The organism is Sphingopyxis sp. Root154 (assembly GCF_001427105.1).
Lineage (GTDB): Bacteria > Pseudomonadota > Alphaproteobacteria > Sphingomonadales > Sphingomonadaceae > Sphingopyxis.
In genome coordinates, this window is the sequence record NZ_LMGI01000003.1 from 279702 (window position 1) to 302786 (window position 23085).

Annotated in this window: 20 protein-coding genes; 11 read left to right on the forward strand and 9 right to left on the reverse strand. The window is 65.0% G+C overall.

The window, feature by feature from the left end; genetic code table 11:
- The first annotated feature begins 50 nt into the window (after positions 1-50).
- The gene (locus tag ASD73_RS16875; protein WP_235534551.1) at positions 51-812 is read left to right on the forward strand and encodes an HPP family protein; all 762 of its coding nucleotides are present in this window, start codon (positions 51-53) and stop codon (positions 810-812) included.
- On the opposite strand, the gene ASD73_RS16880 is transcribed toward ASD73_RS16875, so the two are convergent.
- Entirely contained in the window at positions 809-2092 is a 1284-nt protein-coding gene (locus ASD73_RS16880; protein ID WP_056374192.1) for a metal-dependent hydrolase family protein, read from the reverse strand. The genes ASD73_RS16875 and ASD73_RS16880 overlap by 4 nt on opposite strands.
- Positions 2065-2973, reverse strand: coding sequence for a KPN_02809 family neutral zinc metallopeptidase (gene ypfJ, locus ASD73_RS16885; RefSeq protein WP_056374195.1), 909 nt, complete (start codon positions 2971-2973; stop codon positions 2065-2067). The genes ASD73_RS16880 and ypfJ overlap by 28 nt, the downstream gene beginning before the upstream one ends.
- Before the next feature lie 154 nt (positions 2974-3127).
- Here ypfJ and ASD73_RS16890 point away from each other — a divergent pair, with 154 nt between their 5' ends.
- The 4 genes from ASD73_RS16890 (at position 3128) to ASD73_RS16905 (ending at position 7158) form a co-directional block, all read left to right on the forward strand.
- Entirely contained in the window at positions 3128-4288 is a 1161-nt protein-coding gene (locus ASD73_RS16890; protein WP_056374196.1) for a patatin-like phospholipase family protein, read from the forward strand.
- Positions 4289-4316: 28 nt separating this feature from the next.
- A complete protein-coding gene (locus tag ASD73_RS16895; protein ID WP_056374198.1) occupies positions 4317-5102 on the forward strand; it encodes a 3-hydroxybutyrate dehydrogenase in 786 nt (261 codons plus the stop codon).
- Between the two features lie 75 nt (positions 5103-5177).
- Positions 5178-5822, forward strand: coding sequence for a DUF4893 domain-containing protein (locus ASD73_RS16900; RefSeq protein WP_056374200.1), 645 nt, complete (start codon positions 5178-5180; stop codon positions 5820-5822).
- Positions 5823-5844: 22 nt separating this feature from the next.
- A complete protein-coding gene (locus ASD73_RS16905; protein WP_056374202.1) occupies positions 5845-7158 on the forward strand; it encodes an amidohydrolase in 1314 nt (437 codons plus the stop codon).
- Between the two features lie 3 nt (positions 7159-7161).
- Here the strand turns inward: ASD73_RS16905 and ASD73_RS16910 are convergent, their stop codons facing one another.
- Both ASD73_RS16910 and ASD73_RS16915 read right to left on the reverse strand, forming a co-directional pair.
- On the reverse strand, positions 7162-8037 hold the full coding sequence (locus ASD73_RS16910; protein WP_056374204.1) for an alpha/beta hydrolase family protein: 876 nt from the start codon (positions 8035-8037) through the stop codon (positions 7162-7164).
- Between the two features lie 2 nt (positions 8038-8039).
- On the reverse strand, positions 8040-8804 hold the full coding sequence (locus ASD73_RS16915) for a crotonase/enoyl-CoA hydratase family protein (protein WP_056374206.1): 765 nt from the start codon (positions 8802-8804) through the stop codon (positions 8040-8042).
- A 240-nt stretch (positions 8805-9044) separates the two neighbouring features.
- Between ASD73_RS16915 and ASD73_RS16920 the strand changes: the two genes are divergently transcribed.
- A complete protein-coding gene (locus ASD73_RS16920; RefSeq protein WP_056374208.1) occupies positions 9045-9239 on the forward strand; it encodes a DUF465 domain-containing protein in 195 nt (64 codons plus the stop codon).
- Positions 9240-9307: 68 nt separating this feature from the next.
- Positions 9308-10294 (forward strand): TerC family protein, encoded by a 987-nt coding sequence (locus ASD73_RS16925; protein ID WP_056374210.1) that lies wholly within the window; start codon positions 9308-9310, stop codon positions 10292-10294.
- 140 nt (positions 10295-10434) lie between these two features.
- On the opposite strand, the gene ASD73_RS16930 is transcribed toward ASD73_RS16925, so the two are convergent.
- A complete protein-coding gene (locus ASD73_RS16930; RefSeq protein WP_056375189.1) occupies positions 10435-12027 on the reverse strand; it encodes an isocitrate lyase in 1593 nt (530 codons plus the stop codon).
- 139 nt (positions 12028-12166) lie between these two features.
- Here ASD73_RS16930 and ASD73_RS16935 point away from each other — a divergent pair, with 139 nt between their 5' ends.
- From ASD73_RS16935 to ASD73_RS16945, 3 genes are all read left to right on the forward strand, one after another.
- Positions 12167-13555 carry a helix-turn-helix domain-containing protein gene (locus ASD73_RS16935; RefSeq protein ID WP_056374212.1) on the forward strand — a complete coding sequence of 463 codons (1389 nt, stop codon included), beginning with the start codon at positions 12167-12169 and terminating at the stop codon, positions 13553-13555.
- 88 nt (positions 13556-13643) lie between these two features.
- A complete protein-coding gene (locus ASD73_RS16940; protein WP_082521650.1) occupies positions 13644-14993 on the forward strand; it encodes an HD-GYP domain-containing protein in 1350 nt (449 codons plus the stop codon).
- A gap of 116 nt (positions 14994-15109) precedes the next feature.
- Positions 15110-16159, forward strand: coding sequence for a L,D-transpeptidase family protein (locus ASD73_RS16945; protein WP_235534553.1), 1050 nt, complete (start codon positions 15110-15112; stop codon positions 16157-16159).
- Positions 16160-16172: 13 nt separating this feature from the next.
- Here the strand turns inward: ASD73_RS16945 and ASD73_RS16950 are convergent, their stop codons facing one another.
- From ASD73_RS16950 to ASD73_RS16965, 4 genes are all read right to left on the reverse strand, one after another.
- Positions 16173-17549: an alpha/beta hydrolase gene (locus ASD73_RS16950; protein ID WP_082521716.1), complete on the reverse strand. Its 1377-nt coding sequence runs from the start codon at positions 17547-17549 to the stop codon at positions 16173-16175.
- Between the two features lie 394 nt (positions 17550-17943).
- The gene (locus tag ASD73_RS16955) at positions 17944-19767 is read right to left on the reverse strand and encodes a DUF885 domain-containing protein (RefSeq protein ID WP_056374220.1); all 1824 of its coding nucleotides are present in this window, start codon (positions 19765-19767) and stop codon (positions 17944-17946) included.
- Positions 19768-19813: 46 nt separating this feature from the next.
- Positions 19814-20524 carry a helix-turn-helix transcriptional regulator gene (locus ASD73_RS16960; RefSeq protein ID WP_056374221.1) on the reverse strand — a complete coding sequence of 237 codons (711 nt, stop codon included), beginning with the start codon at positions 20522-20524 and terminating at the stop codon, positions 19814-19816.
- 5 nt (positions 20525-20529) lie between these two features.
- On the reverse strand, positions 20530-21576 hold the full coding sequence (locus ASD73_RS16965) for a mannose-1-phosphate guanylyltransferase (RefSeq protein ID WP_056374224.1): 1047 nt from the start codon (positions 21574-21576) through the stop codon (positions 20530-20532).
- A 118-nt stretch (positions 21577-21694) separates the two neighbouring features.
- Between ASD73_RS16965 and ASD73_RS16970 the strand changes: the two genes are divergently transcribed.
- Positions 21695-23083 (forward strand): TIGR03013 family XrtA/PEP-CTERM system glycosyltransferase, encoded by a 1389-nt coding sequence (locus ASD73_RS16970; RefSeq protein WP_056374226.1) that lies wholly within the window; start codon positions 21695-21697, stop codon positions 23081-23083.
- Positions 23084-23085 lie beyond the last annotated feature (2 nt).

A 23085-nucleotide genomic window follows, 5' to 3' on the forward strand; every position in this document is an offset into this window, starting at 1 on the left:
TGGCGCCGCCGTGCCCAATGCGCCATCGGGCCGCCTTCATGGAGGCATATGTGGCCAAGCCGGATTCGAGTCGGATTTTCATACCGCTGCTTGCGGGCGCGAGCCTGCGCGACCGAGTGGTCGCGAGTGTCGGTGCGCTTGTCGGTATCAGCCTCGCCGGCCTGATCTGCGCGGCGATGTTCCCGGTGACGATGCCGTGGATCATCGCACCGATCGGCGCGTCGGCGGTGCTGCTGTTCGCTGTGCCCGCGAGCCCGCTCGCCCAGCCCTGGTCGATCGTCGGCGGCAACGTCATATCCGGCCTCTTCGGCGTGGTCGTGGCACAGGCGATCGGTGAGCCCGCTTTCGCGGCCGCGCTGGCCGTATCGACAGCCATATTGGTGATGTCGCTCGCGCGCTGCCTGCATCCTCCGGGCGGTGCGGTCGCGCTCAGCGCGGTTCTCGGCTGGCAGAGCTTTTCGGGGCATGTCGTCGATTTCCTTGTGCCCGTGCTGCTCAATTCGCTGATCCTCGTCGCGATCGGCATGTTGTTCCATCGCTTTTCGGGGCACAGCTATCCGCACCGCGCACGTCCCGTCGACGGGAAGGCGGTGCCGCAGGAACCGGTCGGGCTGTTGATGGACGATATCGATGGCGCGCTCGCCGATCTGGGCGAGACCTTCGATATCAGCCGCGAAGATCTCGCCTTGCTGCTGGCGCGCGCCGAGGCGCATGCGGCGGAACGCGTCGCCAACGCGCTGCTTGCCATGGCGGGCGATAAGCTTGCGGCTGAAAAAACGAAAAAGCGGAAGCGCGAAAAGATCGGTTCCTAACGGACGATCACGCCGCCTTTCATCACATGGTCGATCTTTTCCAGCGCCGTGATGTCGGCGAGCGGATCGGCCTTTACCGCGACGAAATCGGCATAGCGGCCCGGAACGATGGCGCCAACGTCGTCGCGGCCCATTTCGATTGCGGCGCGCCCGGTCGCGGACTGGATCGCCTGCATCGGCTTCATCCCATATTTGACCATATTGCCGAACTGACGTGCGTTGAGCCCGTGCGGATAGACGCCCGCGTCGGTCGCATAGCCGATATTGATGCCCAGCTCGACCGCGCGGCGGAAAGCGGCGCGCTGCGCGTCGGTCGTCTCGCGATTCTTGCGCAGATATTCCTCGGGCCAGCCTTCCTTGGTGCCGACGTCGTCGATGTAGGTGCCGTTATAGATGTCCATCGCAAGCCAGGTGCCGCGCTTCTTCGCAAGCTGCAGCGTCGTCTCGTCGGCGAGGCTGGCATGTTCGATGCTGTCGACTCCGGCGTTGATCGCATTCTGAATGCCGATCGCGCCATGCGCGTGCGCGGTGACCTTCTTGCCGCGGGCATGCGCGACTTTCACGACCGCGCGCAGTTGCTCGACCGTCATTTCGGGCGCGCCGGGTTCGGTGCCGATCGCGAGCACCGCACCGGTCGCGATCGTCTTGATGAAGTCGGCGCCATGATCGAGCAGGTAAGTGGTCTTCGCCGCCGCTTCCTCGGGCGTCGCAGCGACGCCGAGCCGCATGTCGGGCGGAAGCTGTTCGTTCGGAACCACGCCGTTCAACTCGCCGCCACCTTTCGGAATGGTCAGATAAGCGCCCGCGACCCACATGCGCGGGCCCGGCACGTCGCCGCGCTCGATTGCATTGCGCAGCGTCACGTCGGTCAGGCCGCGATAGGTGCCGACATCGCGCACGCTGGTGAAGCCCGCGTCGAGCGTGACGCGCGCATTGCGCGCACCGACGAGCGCGGTTTCGGCGGGCGATGCCTTCATCGGCGCGGCAAGGTCGGCGCTCTGCCCGAGATCGGCGAGATGGGTGTGGAGGTCGATCAGGCCCGGAAGCACGGTGAAGCCCGACCAGTCGACCACCTTTGCGCCGTCGGGCGCCTTTCCGCACGCGCCGACCACCTTGATGCGCTCGGCCTCGACGGTGATGCACTGGCCGGTGCGGACATCGTTCGAGACGCCGTCGATCAACCGCCCGGTCTGGACATAGAGGGTTTCGGCCGAGGCGGGCGCTGCGGCGAGTGCCGCCGCCAGCGCCGCGATCAGCCGGCCGCGCCGAACGCGTCGCACTGGCGCGGATCCCCCGATTGCAGCCCACGGCGTAGCCAGCTCATGCGCTGCTCGCTCGTGCCGTGGGTGAAGCTTTCGGGCACCGGCCGCTGACCCGCCGAGCGCATCAGCGTGTCGTCGCCGATGGCGTTCGCGGCGCGCATCGCTTCTTCCATATCGCCCGCTTCCATGACCGGCTGGCCAGCGCTGGTCTTCGCGCGCGCCGCCCACACGCCGGCGTAGCAATCGGCCTGCAACTCCATGCGGACCTGGAGCGCATTGCCTTCTGCCTGCGAGGCGCGCTGTTGTGCGCGGCGGACCTGATCCGAAATGCCGCTGATCGTCTGGATGTGATGGCCGACCTCATGCGCGATCACATAGGCCTGTGCCGCGTCGCCCGCCGCGCCGAATTTCTGTTCGAGCTCACGAAAGAAGCTGGTGTCGAGATAGACGCCCTGATCGGCAGGGCAATAGAAGGGTCCCATCGCCGATTGGGCGGCGCCGCAGCCCGATCGATTGGATTCGGTGAAGAAATTGAGCGTCGGCTTGCGATAGCCGCTGATCAGACCCTGCCACACGGTATGCGTCGATCCGAATACGTTGCAGGCGAAGCGTTCGCTCTCGGTATCGCAGGCGACATTGGCGCCGCCACGGCTGTCGACGGCCGGATCGGCGGTGCCGCCGCCGCTGCTGAGCATATTGGCGCCGGGGCCGAGCAGGAAAAAAGCAGCCGCGCCGATCAGGAGGATCGTGCCGCAACCCATTTTGCGCCCGAGCAGCATCGGGAGAAATCCGATGAGAAGCCCACCGAGACCGCCGCCTCCGCCGCCGCCAAATCCACCACCGCTACCGCGGCCAAGGTCGCGGATGTCGTCGCCGGGATCATAGTCGTCGAGGCGCATGGGGCTTCTCCACCGGTAAAATGCTCGTTCCACCGCGATATTTACAGCAGCGCCGGGTAATTGGAAGGGGCTTCGCATATAATCGAGCCATTGCAATAGGCTGTGTTGCGGTGCACAAATCTTGTCTCCGCCAAAACAAGGATCCCCCGAGTCCATGCCACGCCGTGCCGCCCGCGCCGCGCTTCCGCTTCCCGACCTCGTCGTGCTCGTTTTGCAGGGCGGCGGCGCACTCGGCGCGTTCCAGGCAGGGGTATATGAGGCACTGATCGAACTTGGCATCGAGCTCGACTGGGTGGCGGGGATTTCGATCGGTGCGGTCAATGCCGCGATCATCGCCGGAAACGAACGCGACCAGGCCGTCGGCAAGATGCGCGAGTTCTGGGAAGGCGTTTCCTCGGCGCTGCCCTCGCTGCTGACGGTCGACAACGACTGGGCGCGGGAGTGGGCGCACATGGCGGCGGCGGGGCAGGTCGCGGCCTTTGGTGTACCGGGCTTTTTCATTCCGCGTGTCCTGCCGCCCGCCTTTGCCGCGCGGCAGACGCCTGAGGCGGTCAGTTTCTACGACACCGCGCCGCTGGTCGCCACGCTCGACCGGCTGGTTGACTGGGACCGGGTGAACAACGGCAAGGTGCGGCTGTCGGTCGGTGCGGTGGCGGTCGAGACCGGCAATTTCCGCTATTTCGATACGAAACTCGAAACGCTCGATGCGCGGCACATATTGGCGTCCGGCGCGTTGCCGCCGGGGCTCCCGCCGGTCGAAATCGACGGGATATGGTATTGGGACGGCGGGCTCGTGTCGAACACGCCGCTTGAACATGTGGTCGAGTCGGCGAACGAGGATATGCTGGTGTTCCAGGTCGACCTGTTCCCCGCGCGCGGCGATCGCCCGCACGACATGGAAGAAGCCTGGTCGCGTGAAAAGGACATTCGCTTTTCCAGCCGCACACGCCGCATTTCGGACGGGCTGGTGCGGCGGCGCAAGGAGCACCGGCTGATCGACCGGATGCTGCAGAAATTGCCGCCCGAGTTCGCCGACCTGTCCGAGGTCAAGGCGGTGCGCAAGATGGTCGACTGCAAGGCGCTCAACGTCGTCCAACTGATCCACGAACCACCCGCCTGGCAGACGGGCGCGCGCGATTTCGAATTTTCGCGCTCGACGATGGAAGTCAACTGGGCGCTCGGCCGCGATGCGGTCGAAGCCGCGATGAAGGACGGCCATCTGCTCGCCGACAGCATCGCCGAAGGGCGGTCGGACAGTTTCGCGGTGCAATCGAATGCATTGAGACCAAAGGCCGAGCCCGGCGTTCCTGAATAGACTCTCCCCCCACGAAAAGGATTTTCGCATGCGCCTCACAGGAAAGACCGCCCTCGTCACCGGATCGACCTCGGGCATCGGTCTCGGCATCGCCAAGGCGTTCGCCGCCGAGGGCGCGTCGATCATCATCAACGGGTTCGGCGATGCCGACGCGATCGAAACCGAGCGTAAGGGGCTGGAAGCGATCAGCGGCGGGAAGGCCGCCTATGACGGCGCTGACTTGACCAAGCCCGACCAGATCGAAGAGATGTTCCAGCGCGCCGAGAAGGATTTCGGCGGCGTCGATATCCTCGTCAACAACGCCGGCATGCAGTTCGTCTCGCCGGTCGAGGATTTCCCGGTCGAGAAGTGGGACATGATCATCGCGCTCAACCTGACCGCGGCGTTCCACACGATCCGCCATGCGGTGCCGGTCATGCGCAAGAAGAAGTGGGGGCGGATCATCGCCACCGCGTCGGCGCACTCGCTCGTCGCCTCGCCGTTCAAATCGGCCTATGTCACGGCCAAGCACGGTCTCGCGGGCCTCACCAAGACGGTCGCACTTGAGGTCGCCGATGCCGGGATCACGGTGAATTGCATCAGCCCCGGCTATGTCTGGACGCCGCTCGTGGAGAACCAGATTCCCGACACGATGAAGGCGCGCGGCATGACGCGCGAACAGGTCATCAACGACGTGCTGCTGGCGGGCCAGCCGACGAAGCAGTTCGTGACGGTCGAGCAGGTCGCGGCAATCGCATCCTTCCTGACCCGCGACGAGGCCGCCAACATCACCGGCGCGAACCTCAGCGTTGACGGCGGGTGGACGGCCGCCTGATCGGCTGCGCCCTTGAGCAATCTTCTTCGCTCTCCTAAGGTTAACGGCAGAGGGATCGGGGAGAAACAGAGAATCATGGGTCGCACCATATGGGTTTTGGCGGTGGCGCTGGGCGCCACTTTAAGCGCTTGCCGTACCGTGCCGCCGGTGCCGCCATCGGCGGCAGACGCGCCGCCCGACGCGAACGGCACTTGGCGTGCGACGTCGACCGATGCGGACAAGGAGCGCATTCGCGGCTGGTACAGCAGCTGGCAGGCGGCACTGACCGACGCCCGCGCGAAAGGCTTTGGCGCCGACATCGACCGCGAAGGTGTGCTGCTGCAACCGATGGCGGCATTGCCAAATCCGCATTTGCCCGCCGGCGATTACCGGTGCCGGACGATCAAGGTCGGTGCGCAGGGGCGCAGCGGCCTGTCCTATGTCGCTTATGGCTGGTTCCGGTGCCGCGTGGCGCCCGAACAGGGGCTGTCGAGCCTGACCAAGATTTCGGGATCGCAGCGGCCGGTCGGCCTGATCTTTCCCGACAATCTGAAGCGGCAGATTTTCCTCGGCACGCTCGAACTCGGCGACGAGAAGATGGCGGTCAATTACGGCAGCGACCGGATGCGCGACATGGCGGGGCTGGTCGAGCGGATCGGCGACAATCGCTGGCGGCTGGTGCTGCCCGCTCCGGCGTATGAATCCTTGCTCGACGTGATCGAACTGGTCCCGGCGAGCTAATAAGAACAACAGGGGAATTAGCATGCGAATTATGTGGATGAGCGCCGCGGCGCTGGCTCTTGCTGCGCCCGCCGCCGCGCAGACGCTCGGCGGAGAGGTCGAAAAACAGATGCCGTCGCTGATGGCGATCTACAAGAATCTGCACGCCAACCCCGAACTCAGCTTCATGGAAGTCCGCTCGGCGGGCATTCTCGCCGCCGAGACGCGCAAACTGGGGTATAAGGTCACCGAAAAGGTCGGCGGCACGGGTATCGTCGCGGTGATGGAGAACGGTCCGGGGCCGGTCGTGCTGGTGCGCGCCGACATGGACGGCCTGCCGGTCACCGAGCAGACGGGGCTGCCCGGCGCATCGAAGGTGCGCGTGACCACGAAGGAAGGCGTCGAAACCGGCGTGATGCACGCGTGCGGCCACGACACGCATATGACCGCCTGGATCGGAGTTGCGCGGCTGATGGCGGCGAACAAGGCGAAATGGTCGGGCACGCTGGTGATGATCGGCCAGCCCGCCGAGGAGCGCGGCGCGGGTGCGCGGATGATGCTCGCCGACGGGCTCTACACGCGCTTTCCCAAGCCGCAATATGCGCTCGCGTTCCACGATGCCGCACAGTTCCCGGCGGGCAAGATCGGCTACACGCCGGGCTATGCGCTCGCCAATGTCGACAGCGTCGACATCACGGTGAAGGGCGTCGGCGGGCACGGCGCCTATCCGCAGACGACCAAGGATCCGATCGTGCTCGCCAGCCGCATCGTCGGAGCATTGCAGACGCTCGTCTCGCGCGAGATCAGTCCGCTCGACAGCGCGGTGGTGACCGTCGGCAGCTTCCATGCCGGGGCGAAGCACAATATCATTTCGGACGAGGCGAAGCTGCAGCTTACCGTTCGCAGCTATAGCGACGAAGTGCGCGATCACCTTCTGGACGGCATCGCGCGCATCGCCAAGGGCGAGGCGATCGCCGCGGGCATGCCCGACGACAAAATGCCCGTCGTGAGCGTCGACAAGAACGAATATACGCCCTCGACCTTCAACACCCCCGAATTCACCGAAGAGATGGCGGCGTATCTGAAAACGAGCTTCGGGGTCGATCGCGTCGTGCAGATGCCGCCGGTGATGGGCGGCGAGGATTTCAGCCGCTTCGGACGCGAAGACAAGAGCATCAAGAGCCTGATCGTCTGGGTCGGTGGGGTGCCGCAGGCCGAATATGACGCAGCGAAGAAGGAAGGGCGGACCTTGCCCAGCCTCCATTCGCCCTTCTGGGCGCCCGACGCGCCCGCGGTCATCTCGACCGCGACCGAGGCGCTGACGGCAATGACGATGAAACTGATGGCGAAGAAATAGCTGCTACTTCAGCGTCGCCAGCCAGTTCAATATTTCGGCCTGAAGCCGGATGCGCGCGTCCGACCAGCTATGGTCGGTCGCGACGTGGACGGTCTTCGTCCTGGTCCCGCCGGCCTTAGCGATCGCGGTCGAAAGCGCATTGCTCATCGGTGCCAGCCCATCGTCGGATGTCAGGACGAACAGGGTCGTCTGCGCTAGTTGCGGAGCGGATTTCACGAAATCGAAGCGGTCGGTGTTGGCGATGATTTCGTCGGCCAAGATCTCGGGGGTTGTCCCGGCGAGTGCCTCCATTCCGTTGTCCGCCAATGCCTTCACCGCCTGATCGCGCGGCAGTTCGCCGAGCCAGCCCATATTGCCCGCCGAGATCATCGCGGCGCCGAGCAATTCCTTGTCGTGCGCGGCGGTGAGCGCGGTGACCCAGCCGCCCATGCTGTGGCCCATGATCACGAGCCGCTTCGGGTCGATACGCAGCTTCGTGGCGTTGGCGGGATCGCGTGCAAAGGCCAGCGCCGCGTCGGCATCCTCCAGATTTTGCGCAAAGCGATAATCGCCGGGGCTGCCCCATGATCCGCGATAGTTGAAGGTGATCACGGTCCAACCCGCGCGGCGCATCGCCTGCGCGAGGTCGAGGCTCTTCTCGTTGCCGGGCAGGCCATGGCAGAGGACGACGGTCGGGTGCGGGCCGGCTCCGGCGGCGACATAGACGACGCTGTTGATCGCGACCTTGCCGCTGGGGATATGGACAACCTCCATCGCCGCGGGGTGCGCCTTGTCGGCAGGCGGGTCGGTGTAGATAGCGGCCGGAATATCGGCCGGGCTTGCCGCAAAAGCGGGCAAGGGCAGGGCGGCCAGCGCCGCGGCGGAAATCCATATCCTCATTTTCATTCTCCCCCGGTCGTAAAACTGCCGCTGCGTCCGGCGCCTGCGGTAAAGCGTTTCGCCCCCTCCGCGGCGCCTTCGCGCAGCGGGGCAACCCCGGCATGCGCTTCATGCGCGAGCGCGCCTTCGATGTCGAAATCCCACTGGCGATACGCGCTAAGCCTGTCGCTGTTCATGCAGATTTGCGGAAAGGCGGCGATCTGTTTCGCGAGCTCGATCGCGGCGCCGAGCGCTTCGCCATCGGGAACAACACGGTCGGCCAGACCGATTTGCAGCGCCTCGTCGGCGGCAACCGGGCGGCCGGTTAGGATCATGTCGAGCGCGCGGCCCTGGCCGACGATGCGCGGCAGGCGAACGGTGCCGCCGTCGATCAGCGGCACGCCCCAGCGGCGGCAATAGACGCCGAACACCGCGCTGGCCGCCGCGACACGCAGGTCGCACCACAGCGCGAGTTCGAGCCCGCCCGCGACGGCATGCCCCTCGACCGCGGCGATCACGGGCTTTTCGAGCAGCATACGCGTCGGACCCATCGGGCCGGGACCGTCGGGGTCGTAGCGCAACGTGCCGACGGCATTGAGGTCGAAGCCCGCGCAGAAATGCCCGTCGTTGCCGGTCAGGATTGCGACCCGTGCATTTTCGTCGGCGGCGAAGGCGGCGAAGGCATTCCGCAAGGCGACCGCGGTATCGGGATCGACTGCGTTGCGGCGCGCCGCGCGGTCGATGGTGACGATCGTGACGGGGCCGTCGCTTTTCACAAGCACGCTCATGCAAACCTCCTCCTTCTTCCATTGCAGCGTGCCGGGGCGCCGGGGGACTTGCAAGCCGCGGGACGGCACCCTAAATAAAAGAAATGCGGGCCGGGCCCCTCTGGCGTCGGCGGGATATTTCCCGCCACGTGATGTCGGACCGCATCGGGTGACCCCGATGCTCTGGCCCTATCTCCCCCCTGTTTCTCGGGGTCCCGGCATCGGCGTCACCTGCTTGATTTCTCAATCAGGAGGCCCTTTATGACTTTGAATCCCAATCTTTATCGCCTGACCGTGCTGCATCGCCAGCTCGACGATGCCGAGCGCCGCGAGGTGCGCCGGCGCGGCGCCGATCCGTTCCGCCTGCTGCGCCTGAAAACACTGAAGCTCGCGGTGAAGGAACGGCTTGCCGCTCTGACGATGCGGCCCGCTCTGCGTCCGGCGCTCGCCCGCTAACCCACCATAATTGACGACCGGGCACGCTGCCGAAAGGCGGCGCGCTCGGCATATCCAGGGAAATCACCATGGAATTTCTGTTTGCCGACTGGCTGGGCACCCCGGCCTGGTTCTGGCTGTCGTTCATCGCGCTCGTCATCGCGCTCACCGCCTTCGACCTTGGCATCCTCAACAAGGAAAACAAGGAAATGGGGATCGGCGAGAGCCTGAAGCTCTCGGCGCTCTATATCGGCATCGCCACCGCGTTCGGCGCGTGGGTCTGGGCGGCGAAGGGCGGCGAGGCCGGCCTGCAATATTATACCGGCTTCTTCATCGAGAAGGCGCTGTCGATCGACAATATCTTCGTCATCTCGCTGATCTTCACCACCTTCGCGATCCCGCCGCGCTACCAGTATCGCGCGCTCCTGTGGGGCATCGTCGCGGTGATCGTGCTGCGCGGTATCATGATCGCGGGCGGCGCGGCGCTCGTCACCGAATATGGCTGGCTGCTCTATATCTTCGCGGCGTTCCTCGTATTCACCGGCGTGAAGATGCTGTTCGCGAGCGAAAAGCCGATGGACGTCGCGGGCAATCCGGTTGTCAAATGGCTGTCGCGCCGGATGCCGATCACCGAGCAATTGCACGGCGAGAAGTTCTTCGTGCGTGTGCCCGATACGAAAACGGGCAAGATCGTGCTCGCCGCAACGCCGCTGTTCCTCGCGCTCGTGGTGATCAATCTCGCCGACCTCGTCTTCGCGGTCGACAGCGTGCCGGCGATCTTTGCGATCACGACCGACACCTTCATCGTCTACACGTCGAACATCATGGCGATCCTTGGCCTGCGCGCGCTCTATTTCGCGCTGTCGGCGATGGTCCACCGCTTCCATTATCTGAAATATGCGCTCGCGCTCGTGCTTATCTTCATCGGGTCGAAGATATTCGTCGCCGACTTCGTCCTGGATGGCGCGAAGTTTCCGCCGCTGGTCAGCTTGGGCGTGACGGTCGCACTGATCGCGGGCGGCATCATCTGGTCGCTGGTCAAGACGCGGGAGGAAGAAGCGGCGCTGCCGCAATAAAAATGTCCGCCGGAAGCGCAAGGGCTTCCGACGGACAGGCTTTCCTCCCCAGGAAAGCTCGGTAGGCGCGGGACGGGTCGCTGGCCCCGCGCCAAGATAGGCGACGCGGGGGTTGCAACGGGCCCCCGCGTCTAACTTGTTTACGCGGCGAACTGGTTCATCGTGTTGTCCTTGCCTGCGGCCTTGAGGGCCGCTTCGCCGGCGAAATATTCCTTATGATCGTCGCCGATGTCGCTGCCCGACATATTCTGGTGCTTCACGCAGGCGATACCCTGGCGGATCTCGGCGCGCTGGACACCCTTGACGTAACCCAGCATCGCTTCGTCGCCGAAATATTCCTTGGCGAGATTGTCGGTCGACAGCGCCGCGGTGTGATAGGTCGGCAGCGTGATCAGGTGGTGGAAGATCCCCGCCCGCTTCGCCGAATCGCGCTGGAAGGTGCGGATGCGGTTGTCGGCCTCGTCGCCGAGCGGCGTGCCGTCATAATCGACGCTCATCAGCTTGGCGCGGTCATAGGCGCTGACGTCCTTGCCGTCCTTCTCCCAGGCATCGAACACCTGCTGGCGGAAGTTCAGCGTCCAGTTGAAGCTCGGCGAGTTGTTGTACGCGAGCTTCGCATTGGGGACGACCTTGCGGATGCGGTCGACCATGCCGGCAATCTGTTCGATGTGCGGCTTTTCGGTTTCGATCCACAGCAGGTCGGCGCCATTCTTCAGGCTTGCGATGCAATCCATCACGCAGCGGTCTTCGCCGGTGCCGGCGCGGAACTGATAGAGGTTCGACGGCAGGCGCTTCGGGCGCACCAGCTTGCCGTCGCGGTTGATCAGGACGTCGCCGGGGTTGCCCGCGCCTTCGACCTCTTCGCAATCGAGGAAGCTGTTATACTGGTCGCCAAGATCGCCGGCTTCTTTCGAGAAAGCGATCTGTTTCGTCAGGCCCGCGCCAAGGCTGTCGGTGCGCGTGACGATGATGCCGTCCTCGACGCCGAGTTCCATGAAGGCGTAGCGGCAGGCGCGGATCTTCGCGATGAAGTCCTCGTGCGGCACGGTGACCTTGCCGTCCTGATGGCCGCACTGCTTTTCGTCCGAGACCTGATTTTCGATCTGGAGCGCGCAGGCGCCGGCTTCGATCATCTTTTTGGCGAGGAGGTACGTCGCCTCGGCGTTGCCGAAGCCCGCATCGATGTCGGCGATGATCGGCACGACGTGCGTTTCATGATTGTCGATCGCCGACTGGATCTGCTTGGCCTTGAGCTCGTCACCCTCGGCGCGTGCGGCGTCGAGTTCGCGGAACAGGCCGCCGAGTTCGCGGGCGTCGGCTTGCCGCAAGAAGGTGTAGATTTCCTCGATCAGCGCCGGGACGCTGGTCTTTTCGTGCATCGACTGGTCGGGCAGCGGACCGAATTCGCTGCGCAGCGCGGCGATCATCCAGCCCGAGAGATAGATGTAGCGGCCCTTGACGGTCCCGAAATGCTTCTTGATCGAGATCATCTTCTGCTGCGCGATGAAGCCGTGCCAGCAGCCGAGCGACTGGGTGTAGTTCGCGGGGTCGGCGTCATAGGCGGCCATGTCGGCGCGCATGATGCGCGCGGTGTAGCGCGCGACGTCGAGGCCGGTGCGGAACTTGTTCTGAGCGCGCATGCGGGCGATGCTTTCGCCGCTGATGCCGTCCCAGGTGCCGTCGTAATCGCGGATGAGGCGGCCTGCCTGCGCCATGTCTTCCTGATAACCCATCGTCTTATCCTTGTGCGGAGGTGATGGGTGGAAGTTGCCGAATTTGCCGCCGAAAGTGAAAAGCTTTGTCAATAATATTTGTGAAATATGGCTGATACGTGTAAATCAGCGTGTAAATTAGTAAAGAAAGTTACAAGCTATGGCGGAGCGACGGGTGTTTGCGGGGCCGGCGGTACGCAAGGTGCGGCGCGAGGCGGCGATGACACAGGCGGCGATGGCCGAGGCGCTCGATATTTCGCCGAGCTACCTCAATCTGATCGAGCATGGGCAGCGGCCACTTAGTGCCACGGTTATCGTAAAGCTCGCCGAACGCTTTGGGTTCGACGCGGCAAAATTGGGCGCCGAAGACTTGCCCGGTGGGCTCGCGGGACTCCGGCGGCGGCTCGCCGACCCGCGTTTCGCTGACCTCGGTATCGGAACGCAGGAAGTCGAGGAGTGGCTCCAGACCGCGCCCGCCACGGCGGCTGCCTTCGCCCGACTGTTCGATGCGGCGCCTGAGGCGCGCGCGGAGGGTGAAGCCGATGCGCCCGAAGTTGCCGCCGTGCGCCGAGCGATCGAGAAGTGGCGCAATCATTTTCCCGACCTCGACGCGCGCGCCGAGGAGCTTGCCGACGAACTGCGCTTGGCCGGGGGCGACCTGTACGGCACGATTTCCGAACGTTTGCGCACGCGGCACCAGCTTGGAATCCGCATATTGCCGAGCGATGTGATGCCCGACCGGTTGCGCTGGCTCGACTGGCACGCGCGGCAATTGATGCTCAATGAGTTGCTGCGTCCGGCGTCGCGCACCTTTCAGGCGGCGGCGACACTCGCTCAGATCGAGGCGAAGGCAGAGATCGATGCGCTTGTCGCGGGTGCGGAGTTTGCCGAGAGCGCGGCGGCGCGGCTGTTCGAGCGACATCTGATCCAGTATTTCGCGGCCGCGCTGATGATGCCGTACAGCCGTTTCCTGCGCGCCTGCGACGCGACCGGCTATGACTTGCTGTTGCTCCAGCGACGCTTCGGCGCGGGCTTTGAGCAGGTCGCGCACCGGCTGACGACGCTCCAGCGCGTCGGCGCGCGGGGGATGCCCTTTTTCATGCTGCGCATCGACCGCGCCGGGCAGGGGAGTAAGCGTTACGCCGGGGCGAGCCAGTCGCCGCTGGTCGACGGCGATGCGCGCTGCCCTTTGTGGGGCGTACACGAAGCCTTCGCGCGGCCGGGTGAGGTGGTTGCCGACCTCGTCGAGCTCGAGGACGGATCGCGCTGGTTCACCCAGTCGCGTTCGGTCGCCGCGCCCGGGGCGACGGGAAGCGGCACGCCCGCGCGTTTCGCGGTGTGCGTCGGGGTCGATGCGAAGGTCGCGGCGCCATTGATCGCCGCGCGCGGGATCGACCTGATGCGCAGCCCCGCGACGCCGATCGGGCTCGGCTGCCGTCGCTGCACGCGCACCGGCTGCGTCCAGCGGTCGATGCCGCCGCTCGGCCGCCCGCTGCGATTCCGCGAAGGCGAGCGCGGGGTCAGCGCGTTCGATTTCGCGGGCGATTGAACGCAAATCGCCGATGCGCGGCTTAAATTGATACGCGCGGTGCCGTATTTGGAAAGTGGCGCGGTGATCGGCCGCGACGGGACCGAAAATGCTTGTTCGAATAAGACCAGAAGACGTCGAGATCGGCATGTTCATCCACGCCTTCGAAGGGTCGTGGTTCGACCACCCGTTCTGGCGCCGTTATTTTCGGGTCGAGACCCAAGACCAGCTTCAACGAATCCGCCATTCAGGCATCGATGGCATCGTCATCGATGACGGGCGCGGCCTTGGCGCGCCCGAAAACCTGCTAGAGACCGAAACCAGAGAAAAGCCGCAGGGCAAGCGTCCGTCGGCATCGGAACGGCCGGGGGGCGACGCGATTCCGCTCCGCGCCGCCGTCCCCTTCGCGCCGCCGCCGTCGCCAGCGCGCGACGCACCGCGCCGCCGCCGCGGCTATGCGGGGGAGTGCCGCCGCGCCAAGCGGGCGATCGAGCGGACGTGCGAGGCGGTGGTCGATATGTTCGACGCCGCGCGACTTGGCCGGGCGGTCGAGGTTCGCCGGATGGTCCAGCTCGCCAGCGCGATCGGCGCCTCGATCGAGCGCGATTCCAGGGCGCTGATCAACCTCGTGCGCCTCAAGGAAAAAGACGAATATACCTATCTCCATTCGGTCGCGGTCTGCGCGCTGATGATCAACTTCGCACGCCATATGGGGCTCGATCCGCAGGAGGTCGAGGATCTGGGCGTTGCGGGGCTGCTGCACGACGTCGGCAAGGTCGCGGTGTCCGATGCGATACTGAACAAGCCCGGCGCGTTGTCGAAAGTCGAAATGCGATCGGTGCGGAGCCATCCGGTCGCCGGTCATCGCCTGCTCGCAAGTTCACCCGGTGCCCCCGACCTCGCGCTCGAGCTCTGTCTGCGGCATCATGAGAAGATCGACGGGTCGGGTTATCCAGGCGGGCTGAAGGGCGATGAACTGTCACTCGCCGCGCGCATGGGGGCGATTTGCGACGTGTATGACGCGGTGACGTCGAACCGCCCGTACAAGGACGCGTGGACGCCGTGCGAGGCGCTGACCGAGATGCAGAGATGGACGGGGCATTTCGACCCCGCGCTGCTCGACCGCTTCGCCGACAGCCTGGGCATATTTCCTGTCGGGACATTGGTCCGGCTGTCGACGGGCGAACTCGGGGTTGTCGCAGGAAGTGGCGGCGAGGCCGACGAAGATGTCGTCGTTCGCGTCTTTTTCGATTGCGAGACGCTGTCCGAGATCGAACCCATCGACCGCGCGATCGCGCCGGCGGCCGAACACCCGCGGATCATCAGCCGCGACAGCCCCGGTTTCTGGCGCTTTCAGGATTGGGAGGTGCTGCGCGTTCGCGTCCTTGCCTCGAACACGGCGTCTGCCGCCGTGCCGGCTTCCGATCATCGGATTGGCCCGCGCGGCGCGGCGCAATGAGCACGTCCAACTGACCTACGGGCGGCCGATCCCCGCTACGCGCGCATCCTTTCGCGCGGAGGATCGTTGATCCTGCTCCTAGCCAAGAGGACCAGCGATTGAAACTTTCCCCGTTTTTGCCGTGTCTTTTCCTGATCGCCGGTTGCAATGCCGCCCCGGACGATAGCTCTAAAAAACCGACATCCTCGACGGCTGCGGCCGATCCGGCTTCGCTGGATTTCAAAGATGCCCCGCCGGCGGCGGGTTCCTTCACCGAACCACCCGCGCTGCGCGCGCAAGTCCTGCTCGATCATCTCGGCTTTTCCCCCGGTGTGATCGATGGAAAGGAAGGGCAGTCCTATGCCGCCGCGCTGCGCGGTTTCCAGAAAGCGCATGACCTGAAGGACAGCGGCAAACTCGATGCGGCGACCCTGCAGGCGCTGCAACAATGGAAACAGATTCCGGCGACGCGACTGGTGATCGTTCCCGCCGCCTTTGCCGCGGGGCCGTTCGTCCCCGCCTTTCCGAAGGATGCGGCGGAGCAAGCCAAGCTGCCCGCGCTCGGCTATCGCAATCTGACCGAAGCACTCGCCGAACGCTTTCACACGACGCCCGAAACGCTTGTTGCGCTGAACAGCCCCGCGACGCTGGTCGGCGCGGGCCGGCCCTTCCGCGTCCCCAACATCCCCGATATCGACCGGGCGACATTGGGCGAGGATGCGCGCGGTTGGAACGGCACGCTCGAACGCCTGGGGGTTGCGCCGAAACAGGTTACGGCGGCAAAGCTGGTGGTCGACAAATCCGAGGGCGTGCTGAAGGTCTATGACGAGGGCGACGAGCTGGTCGCGCAATTCCCCGCCACGATGGGCAGCAGCCGCGACCCGTTGCCTATCGGCAAGTGGAAGATTCAGGGCGTCAGCCGCAATCCCGACTTTCATTATAATCCGAAACTATTCTGGGACGTCAGCGACAGCAAGGAGGCGGTGTTGCTGCAGCCCGGCCCGAACAGTCCGGTCGGCGTCGTGTGGCTCGACCTCAACAAGCCGCACTATGGCATTCACGGAACGAGCGAGCCGCATACGATCGGGCGCTCCGAGAGCCATGGCTGCGTCAGGCTGACCAATTGGGACGCCGCGCGTCTGGCGCAGATGGTCAAACCCGGAACGCCGGCGATATTCCAGAATTAGGGCCTTAGCGTGCTCAGCTCAGGAAATTGACGATCTGTTCGATGACGACGTCCATCGCGGGCTCGTTCGATCGCAGTATGTGATTGTCGGTATCGAGCGTGACGAGCGAGGCGCCGCGGATAGCCGAAGCCAGCTCGATCGCCTGCTCGATGCCGATGCGCTGGTCGGCGCGGGCGTGGAGGATCAGCGTCGGGACGTCGATGTGCTCCAGTTGATCGCGGACGTCGATATTGCCGAACAGGTCGAGGAAGGCGGCGGCATTGTCGGGTGACACCGTCTGCTTCTGGAAATCGTTGAACCAGGTGAGTTCGTCGGCCGTCGCCGACGGCGTGAAGCTTTGCGAGAAGATCTGGCGATAGATCGGCGTGTCCTTGCCCCAGCCGCGGCGGACGAGCTTGATCACGGCCTCGCGCTCGTCGGCCTCGCCCTGATCGACGCGGTGGCGCCAGCCGGTCGCATATCCGCCGAGCAGGATCAGGTGCGAGACGCGCTCGGGGTGCCGCCGCGTATATTCGATCGCGACCGCGCAGCCCTGCGATAGCGCGAAGAGTGGGAAGCGATCGAGCTCGAGCGCGTCGGTGACCGCCTCCAGATCGGTAACCAGCGATTCGAAATCGATATGGCCCACATCCCAGTCGGACAGGCCGTTGCCGCGCTCGTCGTAGCGCACCAGCCGGAAATGCTCGGACAGGCCGCCAACCATGCGGCCCCACAGCGGGCTTCCCCAATCGAGTTCGAGATGATTGAGCCAGTTGGCGGTCTTGACGAGCAGCGGACCGCCTCCGGTGATGGCATAGGCGATGCGGACGCCGTCGGGGGCGAAGCAATAGCGCACTTGCTGCACCGGGAATTCGGCTCGCTCGATCGTCGATCCGTCTTCACCGAGCGCCTCGGCAGCGGCGGCGAAGCGCGCCTGATCGGCGGCGGGCCAGATCGCGCTTCGCGAGGCTTCGTCGAGGCAGCGCCGTCGGCGTCGGTCGATCGCCGCGCGTTCGGAGGCCAGCCACAAAGTATAGTCATCAAGGCCCGAGAGTTCGAGCCCGGGCAAGGATGCTTCGAGCGCGCGCAGCGGATCGGGGCGGTCGATGTCGAAGGCAAAGCCCGACGCGTCGATCGCGACGCGCTCGCGGTCGGCGGCCAGCAGGTCAGCCTCGTCGCCCAGCAGCGCGCGGATTTTCGACAGCGACCAGCGGAGCGCGGCGCGCGGATCATCGGGAATGTCGAAGAACATCTCGCAGAGGCGCTCGCGGCGGACGGGTTTTGCGGTGAGCAGCAGATAGGCGAGCAAGGCGCGCGTCTTGCGCGAAGCGGGGAGCGCTACCGGCGTGCCGCCGCGGCGCAGCCCGAATTCGCCGAGCAGGCTGACCTCGAAGGGCTCTGATCCGCGCATTTGGATGTCCTGCCGCGCAATTTCCACGCTGTCACGGCAAATTCCAACGCTCGTTCAAACGCTGCCGCACACGGCGCGCTGGCATTTCTCCTCTCGCCAACAAAGGAGGCAAAAATGTACGCTAACTTCAAAACCCTGAATGGCGAACCCCTCGCCGCAATGGCGTCGCTCAGCTTCGCCTTTCTGATCTTTGCGGTGATGCCGCATCTGATCTTCATCTGACCGCAGGCGACAGAGAAACGCCATGGGCACCCATGTGAACCTCATGACCAACGTAATTGAATCGGAGTCGCTCAGTGCCGAGGAAGAAGCGTTCGCAGGTCAGCTGATCCCCAGCGATCAGCCACGATGACCCTTCGCCTGCCCGACAGGCGAAGGGTTTTTCGTGTTCGGCTCAGGCTTTTTGCGCGGCCACCCAGCGGTCGATCACCGACTCGAGCACCGAGATCGGCATCGCGCCTGCTGACAGCGCGGTGTCGTGGAAGCCGCGGATATCGAATTTGTCGCCGAGCGCGGCTTTGGCCTTTTCGCGGATACGGACCCAGCTCGTCTGGCCGACCATGTAGCTCGTCGCCTGACCGGGCCAAACGCAATAACGCTCGATTTCGGTGACGTTCGAGCCCTCGGGTGTGCCGAGCGTTTCGTTATAATATTGGATCGCCTTCTCGCGGGTCCACCGAAAATGGTGGAGCCCGGTGTCGGCGACGAGACGCGCGGCGCGGAACATATAGCTTTGTAGGTAGCCGAGCCGGCCCCACGGGTCGTTTTCATACACGCCCATCTCGTCGGCGAGCTGCTCGGCATAGAGCCCCCAGCCCTCTGTATAGACCGAGTAGGCGGGCAGGCGGCGGAGGCGCGGAATGCCTGTCGCCTCCTGCGCGAGCGCGATCTGGTGGTGATGGCCGGGTGACGCCTCGTGATAGGTCAGCGTCGGAAGCGTCCAGCTGGGGTTTTCGGCCGTATCGCGCAGGTTGATATAATAAGCGCCGGGGCGTGAGCCGTCGAGTGCGGGGATCTGGTAATAACCACCGGTCGCGCCATCTTCGATGTCCGCGGGGACGCGGCGGATCTCGGCCTTCGCCTTGGGCAGGCGGCCGAAGGTTTCGGGCAGGCGCGCCTGGATCGCCTGCATCTGGCTGTTGAGTTCGGCGATCAGCTTTTCCTTGCCCGCGTCGGTGTTCGGGTAAAGGAAGCGCGGATCCTTGCCGAGCGCGAGCATGCGTTCGGCGACCGTTCCCTTGGTCATGCCCTGTGCCTTGAAGATCGCGTCGGCGCGCGCGGTGAGTTCGGCGACGCGGTCGAGCCCGAGCTTGTGCACCTCCTCGGCTGTCATGCCCGTCGTCGTCGCGAAGCGCAGCGCATAGGCATAATATTCGTCGCCCTTGGGCAGGCGCCAGACGCCGGCGTCGTGCGTCGCCTTGGACCGGACGGCGCGCAGTTCGTCGGCCTGACGGCGCATCGCGGGGTAAATGCGGTCCTTGACGATCGCGGCGCAGCGCCCGGCCCAGTCGCCCGGAATGTCCTTCGTCTTGGCGGCGAGGTTTGTGGTCAGGCTGTTGGCGGCGGGGGCAGGCGCCCAGATTCGGTCGAACTGGCCGAGCGTGCGGTCGATGACGAAATCGGGCGGGATGATCCCGGCGGCATGATCGGTCTTGATCCGCCCCGTTTCATTGTCGAGCTGGACCGCGAAATCGGCGCAGCGCGACAGATATGCCTCGGCATCGGCGGCGTTCGCGATGCTATGCTGGTTGATGAGGAAATCGGGGATCGAGCGATATGAGCCGCTCAGCTGGGTCACCGGATGCGGTTCAGGCCAGCTGTGAAGTCCGTAGGCGAAGGTATCGTACGCCTTGACATAACCTTCCCACGGACCGCGGAACGTCTCGTAATTGACGAGATCCATGCCCGAGAGCTTCTTCGGGTCGATGGTCTTCAGTTCGCGGAGCCCGGTGCGATAAAGATCGTGCCCCTTCTTGATCCCCGCGGGCGAGCGGTCGGCGAGCTTGGCCTTGGCGGCAGCGCGGTCGCCCTTGTCGAGCCCGAGCGAGGTCGCAAATTCGGGATCCTGATCGACGAGCATGTCGTAGATGCGCTCGTAGATCGCGGTCAGCCGCGCGCCTTCGCTGTCGGGCGCCGCGGCGAAGGCGGCGCGCGGGCGGACACCCGCGAGCATCGAGGAGGCCGCGGCGGCGGCGAGCAGGGTGCGACGGTCGAACATGGGGAAGCCTCCGTTGAGTGTGTATTGCTCAACTATAACGGCGACTTCAGCGTTGTCTTGTATCCATTTGACGTCGCCGCCACCAACCGGGCGTGGCGCCGGTCAGCCCGGCGACCGCATGCGTCATATGCGCCTGATCGGTGAAATGAAGGCGGTGCGCAATCTCCACGAAGGACTCGTCGCCCATTCGGGCCGCGGCAAAGGCCGCCCGCGCTCGGACGCCCGCGCGATAGGATTTGGGCGTGCAACCATAGGCCGACCGAAAGCCGCGGCTCAGTGTTTCGGCGCGGACACCCTTTTCCTCGGCCCAGTCGGAAAGCGCGAAGGGATCGAGGCGGCGAAGGTCGTCGGCAAGCATGTCGGGCCAGTCGAGCACCGTCGGCGCAGCGGCGACGAACAGGTCGGCGAAATGCGCCGATGCGGCGCAGCCGTCGCGCTCGGCGAGGCGAACGAGACCGTCGGGATCGGATACGCGGCCGCGCAGGGCCGTCGTCGTGGCGAGCTCAGCGGGGAGCGACAGGACAAGCACGCGCGCGCCCTTTGCCTCGAAGCGGTCGAGGTGCGATTCATAGGCATGGTGGATCAGGGCATCGCCGGGCCGGACGTTCCAGCGACCTTCGTCGCCAGCTTCCTGATAGCCCCCTTCGAGCACGACCGCGACAAAGGCGCGATCATGGCAATGCCGGTCGCGCAATTCACCGGGGCCGTGGTCGAGCAACCCCAAAGGTGCGTCGGCGAAGCAGGGCAGCGATGCCATGGGAGCTATTCGCGCGCCTTAGCGGCCGCGCGGACCTCTTGCGATCGTTCGAGCGGGATCACCAATATGTCGTCGCCGTCGACGATCACTGCGATATTGTCCATGCCGAGGATCGAGACGCGCTTGTCGCCTGCGCGGACGAGATTGCCGCTGCTTTCGTGAAGAAAGGAGTCGCCGGTGACGGCATTGTCGGCCTCGTCCTTGTCGGCGAGCGCATGGATCGTGTGCCAGCAGCCGAGATCGGACCAGCCCATTGCGACGGGGACGACCGCGACGCGATCATCCTTTTCCATCACCGCATAATCGATCGAATCGGACGGTGCCTTCGCAAATTCGATGGCGTCGGCATAGAGCGCGTCGCCATCGTGCATTCCCGCAGCGAGGGCCCTGTCGGCCGCCTCGAAGATCGGGCGGCAATGCGTCAGCATCGCGTCGCGCATGCGCGCGGCGCGGAACAGGAAGATGCCGGCGTTCCAGCTGTATCCGCCGGACGCGAGCATGGTTTCGGCGTCGGCGAGCGGGGGCTTTTCGACGAAGCGGTCGACCGCGAAGCCCCAAGATTCGTCGGCGCCGCCGAGCGGATGGCCGGCGGCGATATAGCCGAAACCCGTCTCGGGGCTGTCCGGCGTGATGCCGAAGGTCACGAGCCAGTCCTGCTGCGCGAGGCGCACCCCCTTGGCTATCGCGGCGTGAAAAGCGGTGACGTCGGCGATGACATGATCGCTCGGCATCACGAGCAGCAGCGTGTCGGCATCGGCCCGTGCGACCGCGAGCGCGATCGCGGCGGCGGTGTTACGCGGCATCGGTTCGACGAGCAGCGATTCCTCGCGGTCGCTCATCTGTTCGCGCACCATCGCGACATGGCTGTCGCCGCACAGGACGATCGGGGGCAGGAAATCGGGGCCGGCCGGGGTGCGCTCGACGGTCTGGCGGAACAGGCTGCACTGGCCGTGGAGCAGCAGGAATTGCTTCGCGCGGGTGCCCCGCGATTCCGGCCACAAGCGTGTGCCGGCGCCGCCGCAAAGGATAACGGGCTGGATCATCGGCGTCATAACGTCCGGTCTATCCTGTTGGATGCGGCGGGTCACGCTGTCATTGCCGATATAGCGAGTGTAAAATTAACCGACAGTTGACGCCTCGGCTGTAGTATCGCGCGAGCGAAAGGTCCCCATGTTCCGGCTGTTTAAACATTATGTTCCGCACGCGGTCGTCTGGCTGGCGCTGATCGAATTTTTCGCGCTGCTCGGCTCGGCCGAGGGGGCGTGGCATCTCTATGCGCATCAGGCAGGGTTCGACGCCGGGCCGCTCGCGGGCCGCTGGCTGCCGCTGCTGACATTCGGCCTTTCCAATTCGCTCGCGATGATGGCGACCGGAATGTACGGGAACGAAGGGCTGCGCTCGATGCGTTTCGCCACCGCGCGCCTGCTCGCGGCGATTTCGCTCGGCGTGATTTTCCTTTCGGTGCTCGGCTTCCTGTTGCCGACGGCGACGCTGTGGCGCGCCAACAGCCTGTACGCGATGGTCTTTGCCATCGCGGTGCTGTTCGTCATCCGTCTGGCGCTGACCCAGTCGGGAGGAACCGAGGCATTTCGGCGCCGCATCCTGGTGCTGGGCGCGGGGCCGCGCGCCGCCCGACTGGCCGCACTGGCCGACGCGCCCGGAAGCGGGCTCGAGATGGTCGGCTTCGTTGCGATGAGCGCGACCGAAAAGACCGTGCCGGGCGCCATACCGCGCGAACAGCTCGACAATCTGTCGGATCACGTCGTGACGCTGCGCGCCGGCGAAGTCGTGCTCGCGCTGGAGGAACGGCGCAACGCGCTGCCGCTGAACGACCTGCTGCGTGTCAAGACGACGGGTGTGCATGTCAACGACATCGCGAGTTTCATCGAGCGCGAGACGGGACGCGTCGATCTGGCGACGACGAACCCCAGCGGGCTGATCTTTTCCGACGGATTTTCGGCGGGGCAACGGATTTCGAAGGTCGGCAAGCGGCTGTTCGACATCCTCGCCAGTCTGCTCGTGCTGGTCGTCGGCCTGCCACTGATCATCATCGCGGGCATTGCGGTGATCCTCGATAGCCGCGGTCCGGTCTTTTACCGCCAGCCGCGCGTCGGCCTGTTCGGCGAACCCTATGACATCTTCAAGATCCGTTCGATGCGCACCGATGCCGAAGCGTCGGGCAAGGCGGTGTGGGCGAGCGAAAACGACCCGCGCGTCACGCGCGTCGGCCGCATCATCCGCAAGCTGCGCATCGACGAACTGCCGCAGACCTGGTGCGTGCTGAAGGGCGACATGAGCTTTGTCGGCCCGCGCCCCGAACGCCCGAGCTTCGTCGAGGAACTCGAAAAGAAGCTGCCCTATTATGCCGAACGCCACATGGTGAAGCCCGGGCTGACCGGCTGGGCGCAGATCAACTATCCTTATGGCGCGTCGGTCGAGGATGCGCGAGTGAAGCTGGAATATGATCTCTATTACGCCAAGAATTATTCGCCCTTCCTCGATCTTTTGATCCTGCTCCAGACGGTGCGCGTCGTGCTGTGGCCGGAGGGGGCAAGGTAGCC

What these genes read in the sequence shown, in the direction of transcription:
- ypfJ (WP_056374195.1), bottom strand. Translation starts at nt 2,973, where the DNA reads ATGCGCCTCGACGACTATGATCCCGGCGACGACATCCGCGACCTTGGC.
- ASD73_RS16890 (WP_056374196.1), top strand. Translation starts at nt 3,128, where the DNA reads ATGCCACGCCGTGCCGCCCGCGCCGCGCTTCCGCTTCCCGACCTCGTC.
- ASD73_RS16895 (WP_056374198.1), top strand. Translation starts at nt 4,317, where the DNA reads ATGCGCCTCACAGGAAAGACCGCCCTCGTCACCGGATCGACCTCGGGC.
- ASD73_RS16900 (WP_056374200.1), top strand. Translation starts at nt 5,178, where the DNA reads ATGGGTCGCACCATATGGGTTTTGGCGGTGGCGCTGGGCGCCACTTTA.
- ASD73_RS16905 (WP_056374202.1), top strand. Translation starts at nt 5,845, where the DNA reads ATGCGAATTATGTGGATGAGCGCCGCGGCGCTGGCTCTTGCTGCGCCC.
- ASD73_RS16910 (WP_056374204.1), bottom strand. Translation starts at nt 8,037, where the DNA reads ATGAGGATATGGATTTCCGCCGCGGCGCTGGCCGCCCTGCCCTTGCCC.
- ASD73_RS16915 (WP_056374206.1), bottom strand. Translation starts at nt 8,804, where the DNA reads ATGAGCGTGCTTGTGAAAAGCGACGGCCCCGTCACGATCGTCACCATC.
- ASD73_RS16920 (WP_056374208.1), top strand. Translation starts at nt 9,045, where the DNA reads ATGACTTTGAATCCCAATCTTTATCGCCTGACCGTGCTGCATCGCCAG.
- ASD73_RS16925 (WP_056374210.1), top strand. Translation starts at nt 9,308, where the DNA reads ATGGAATTTCTGTTTGCCGACTGGCTGGGCACCCCGGCCTGGTTCTGG.
- ASD73_RS16930 (WP_056375189.1), bottom strand. Translation starts at nt 12,027, where the DNA reads ATGGGTTATCAGGAAGACATGGCGCAGGCAGGCCGCCTCATCCGCGAT.
- ASD73_RS16935 (WP_056374212.1), top strand. Translation starts at nt 12,167, where the DNA reads ATGGCGGAGCGACGGGTGTTTGCGGGGCCGGCGGTACGCAAGGTGCGG.
- ASD73_RS16940 (WP_082521650.1), top strand. Translation starts at nt 13,644, where the DNA reads ATGCTTGTTCGAATAAGACCAGAAGACGTCGAGATCGGCATGTTCATC.
- ASD73_RS16950 (WP_082521716.1), bottom strand. Translation starts at nt 17,549, where the DNA reads ATGCGCGGATCAGAGCCCTTCGAGGTCAGCCTGCTCGGCGAATTCGGG.
- ASD73_RS16955 (WP_056374220.1), bottom strand. Translation starts at nt 19,767, where the DNA reads ATGTTCGACCGTCGCACCCTGCTCGCCGCCGCCGCGGCCTCCTCGATG.
- ASD73_RS16960 (WP_056374221.1), bottom strand. Translation starts at nt 20,524, where the DNA reads ATGGCATCGCTGCCCTGCTTCGCCGACGCACCTTTGGGGTTGCTCGAC.
- ASD73_RS16965 (WP_056374224.1), bottom strand. Translation starts at nt 21,576, where the DNA reads ATGACGCCGATGATCCAGCCCGTTATCCTTTGCGGCGGCGCCGGCACA.
- ASD73_RS16970 (WP_056374226.1), top strand. Translation starts at nt 21,695, where the DNA reads ATGTTCCGGCTGTTTAAACATTATGTTCCGCACGCGGTCGTCTGGCTG.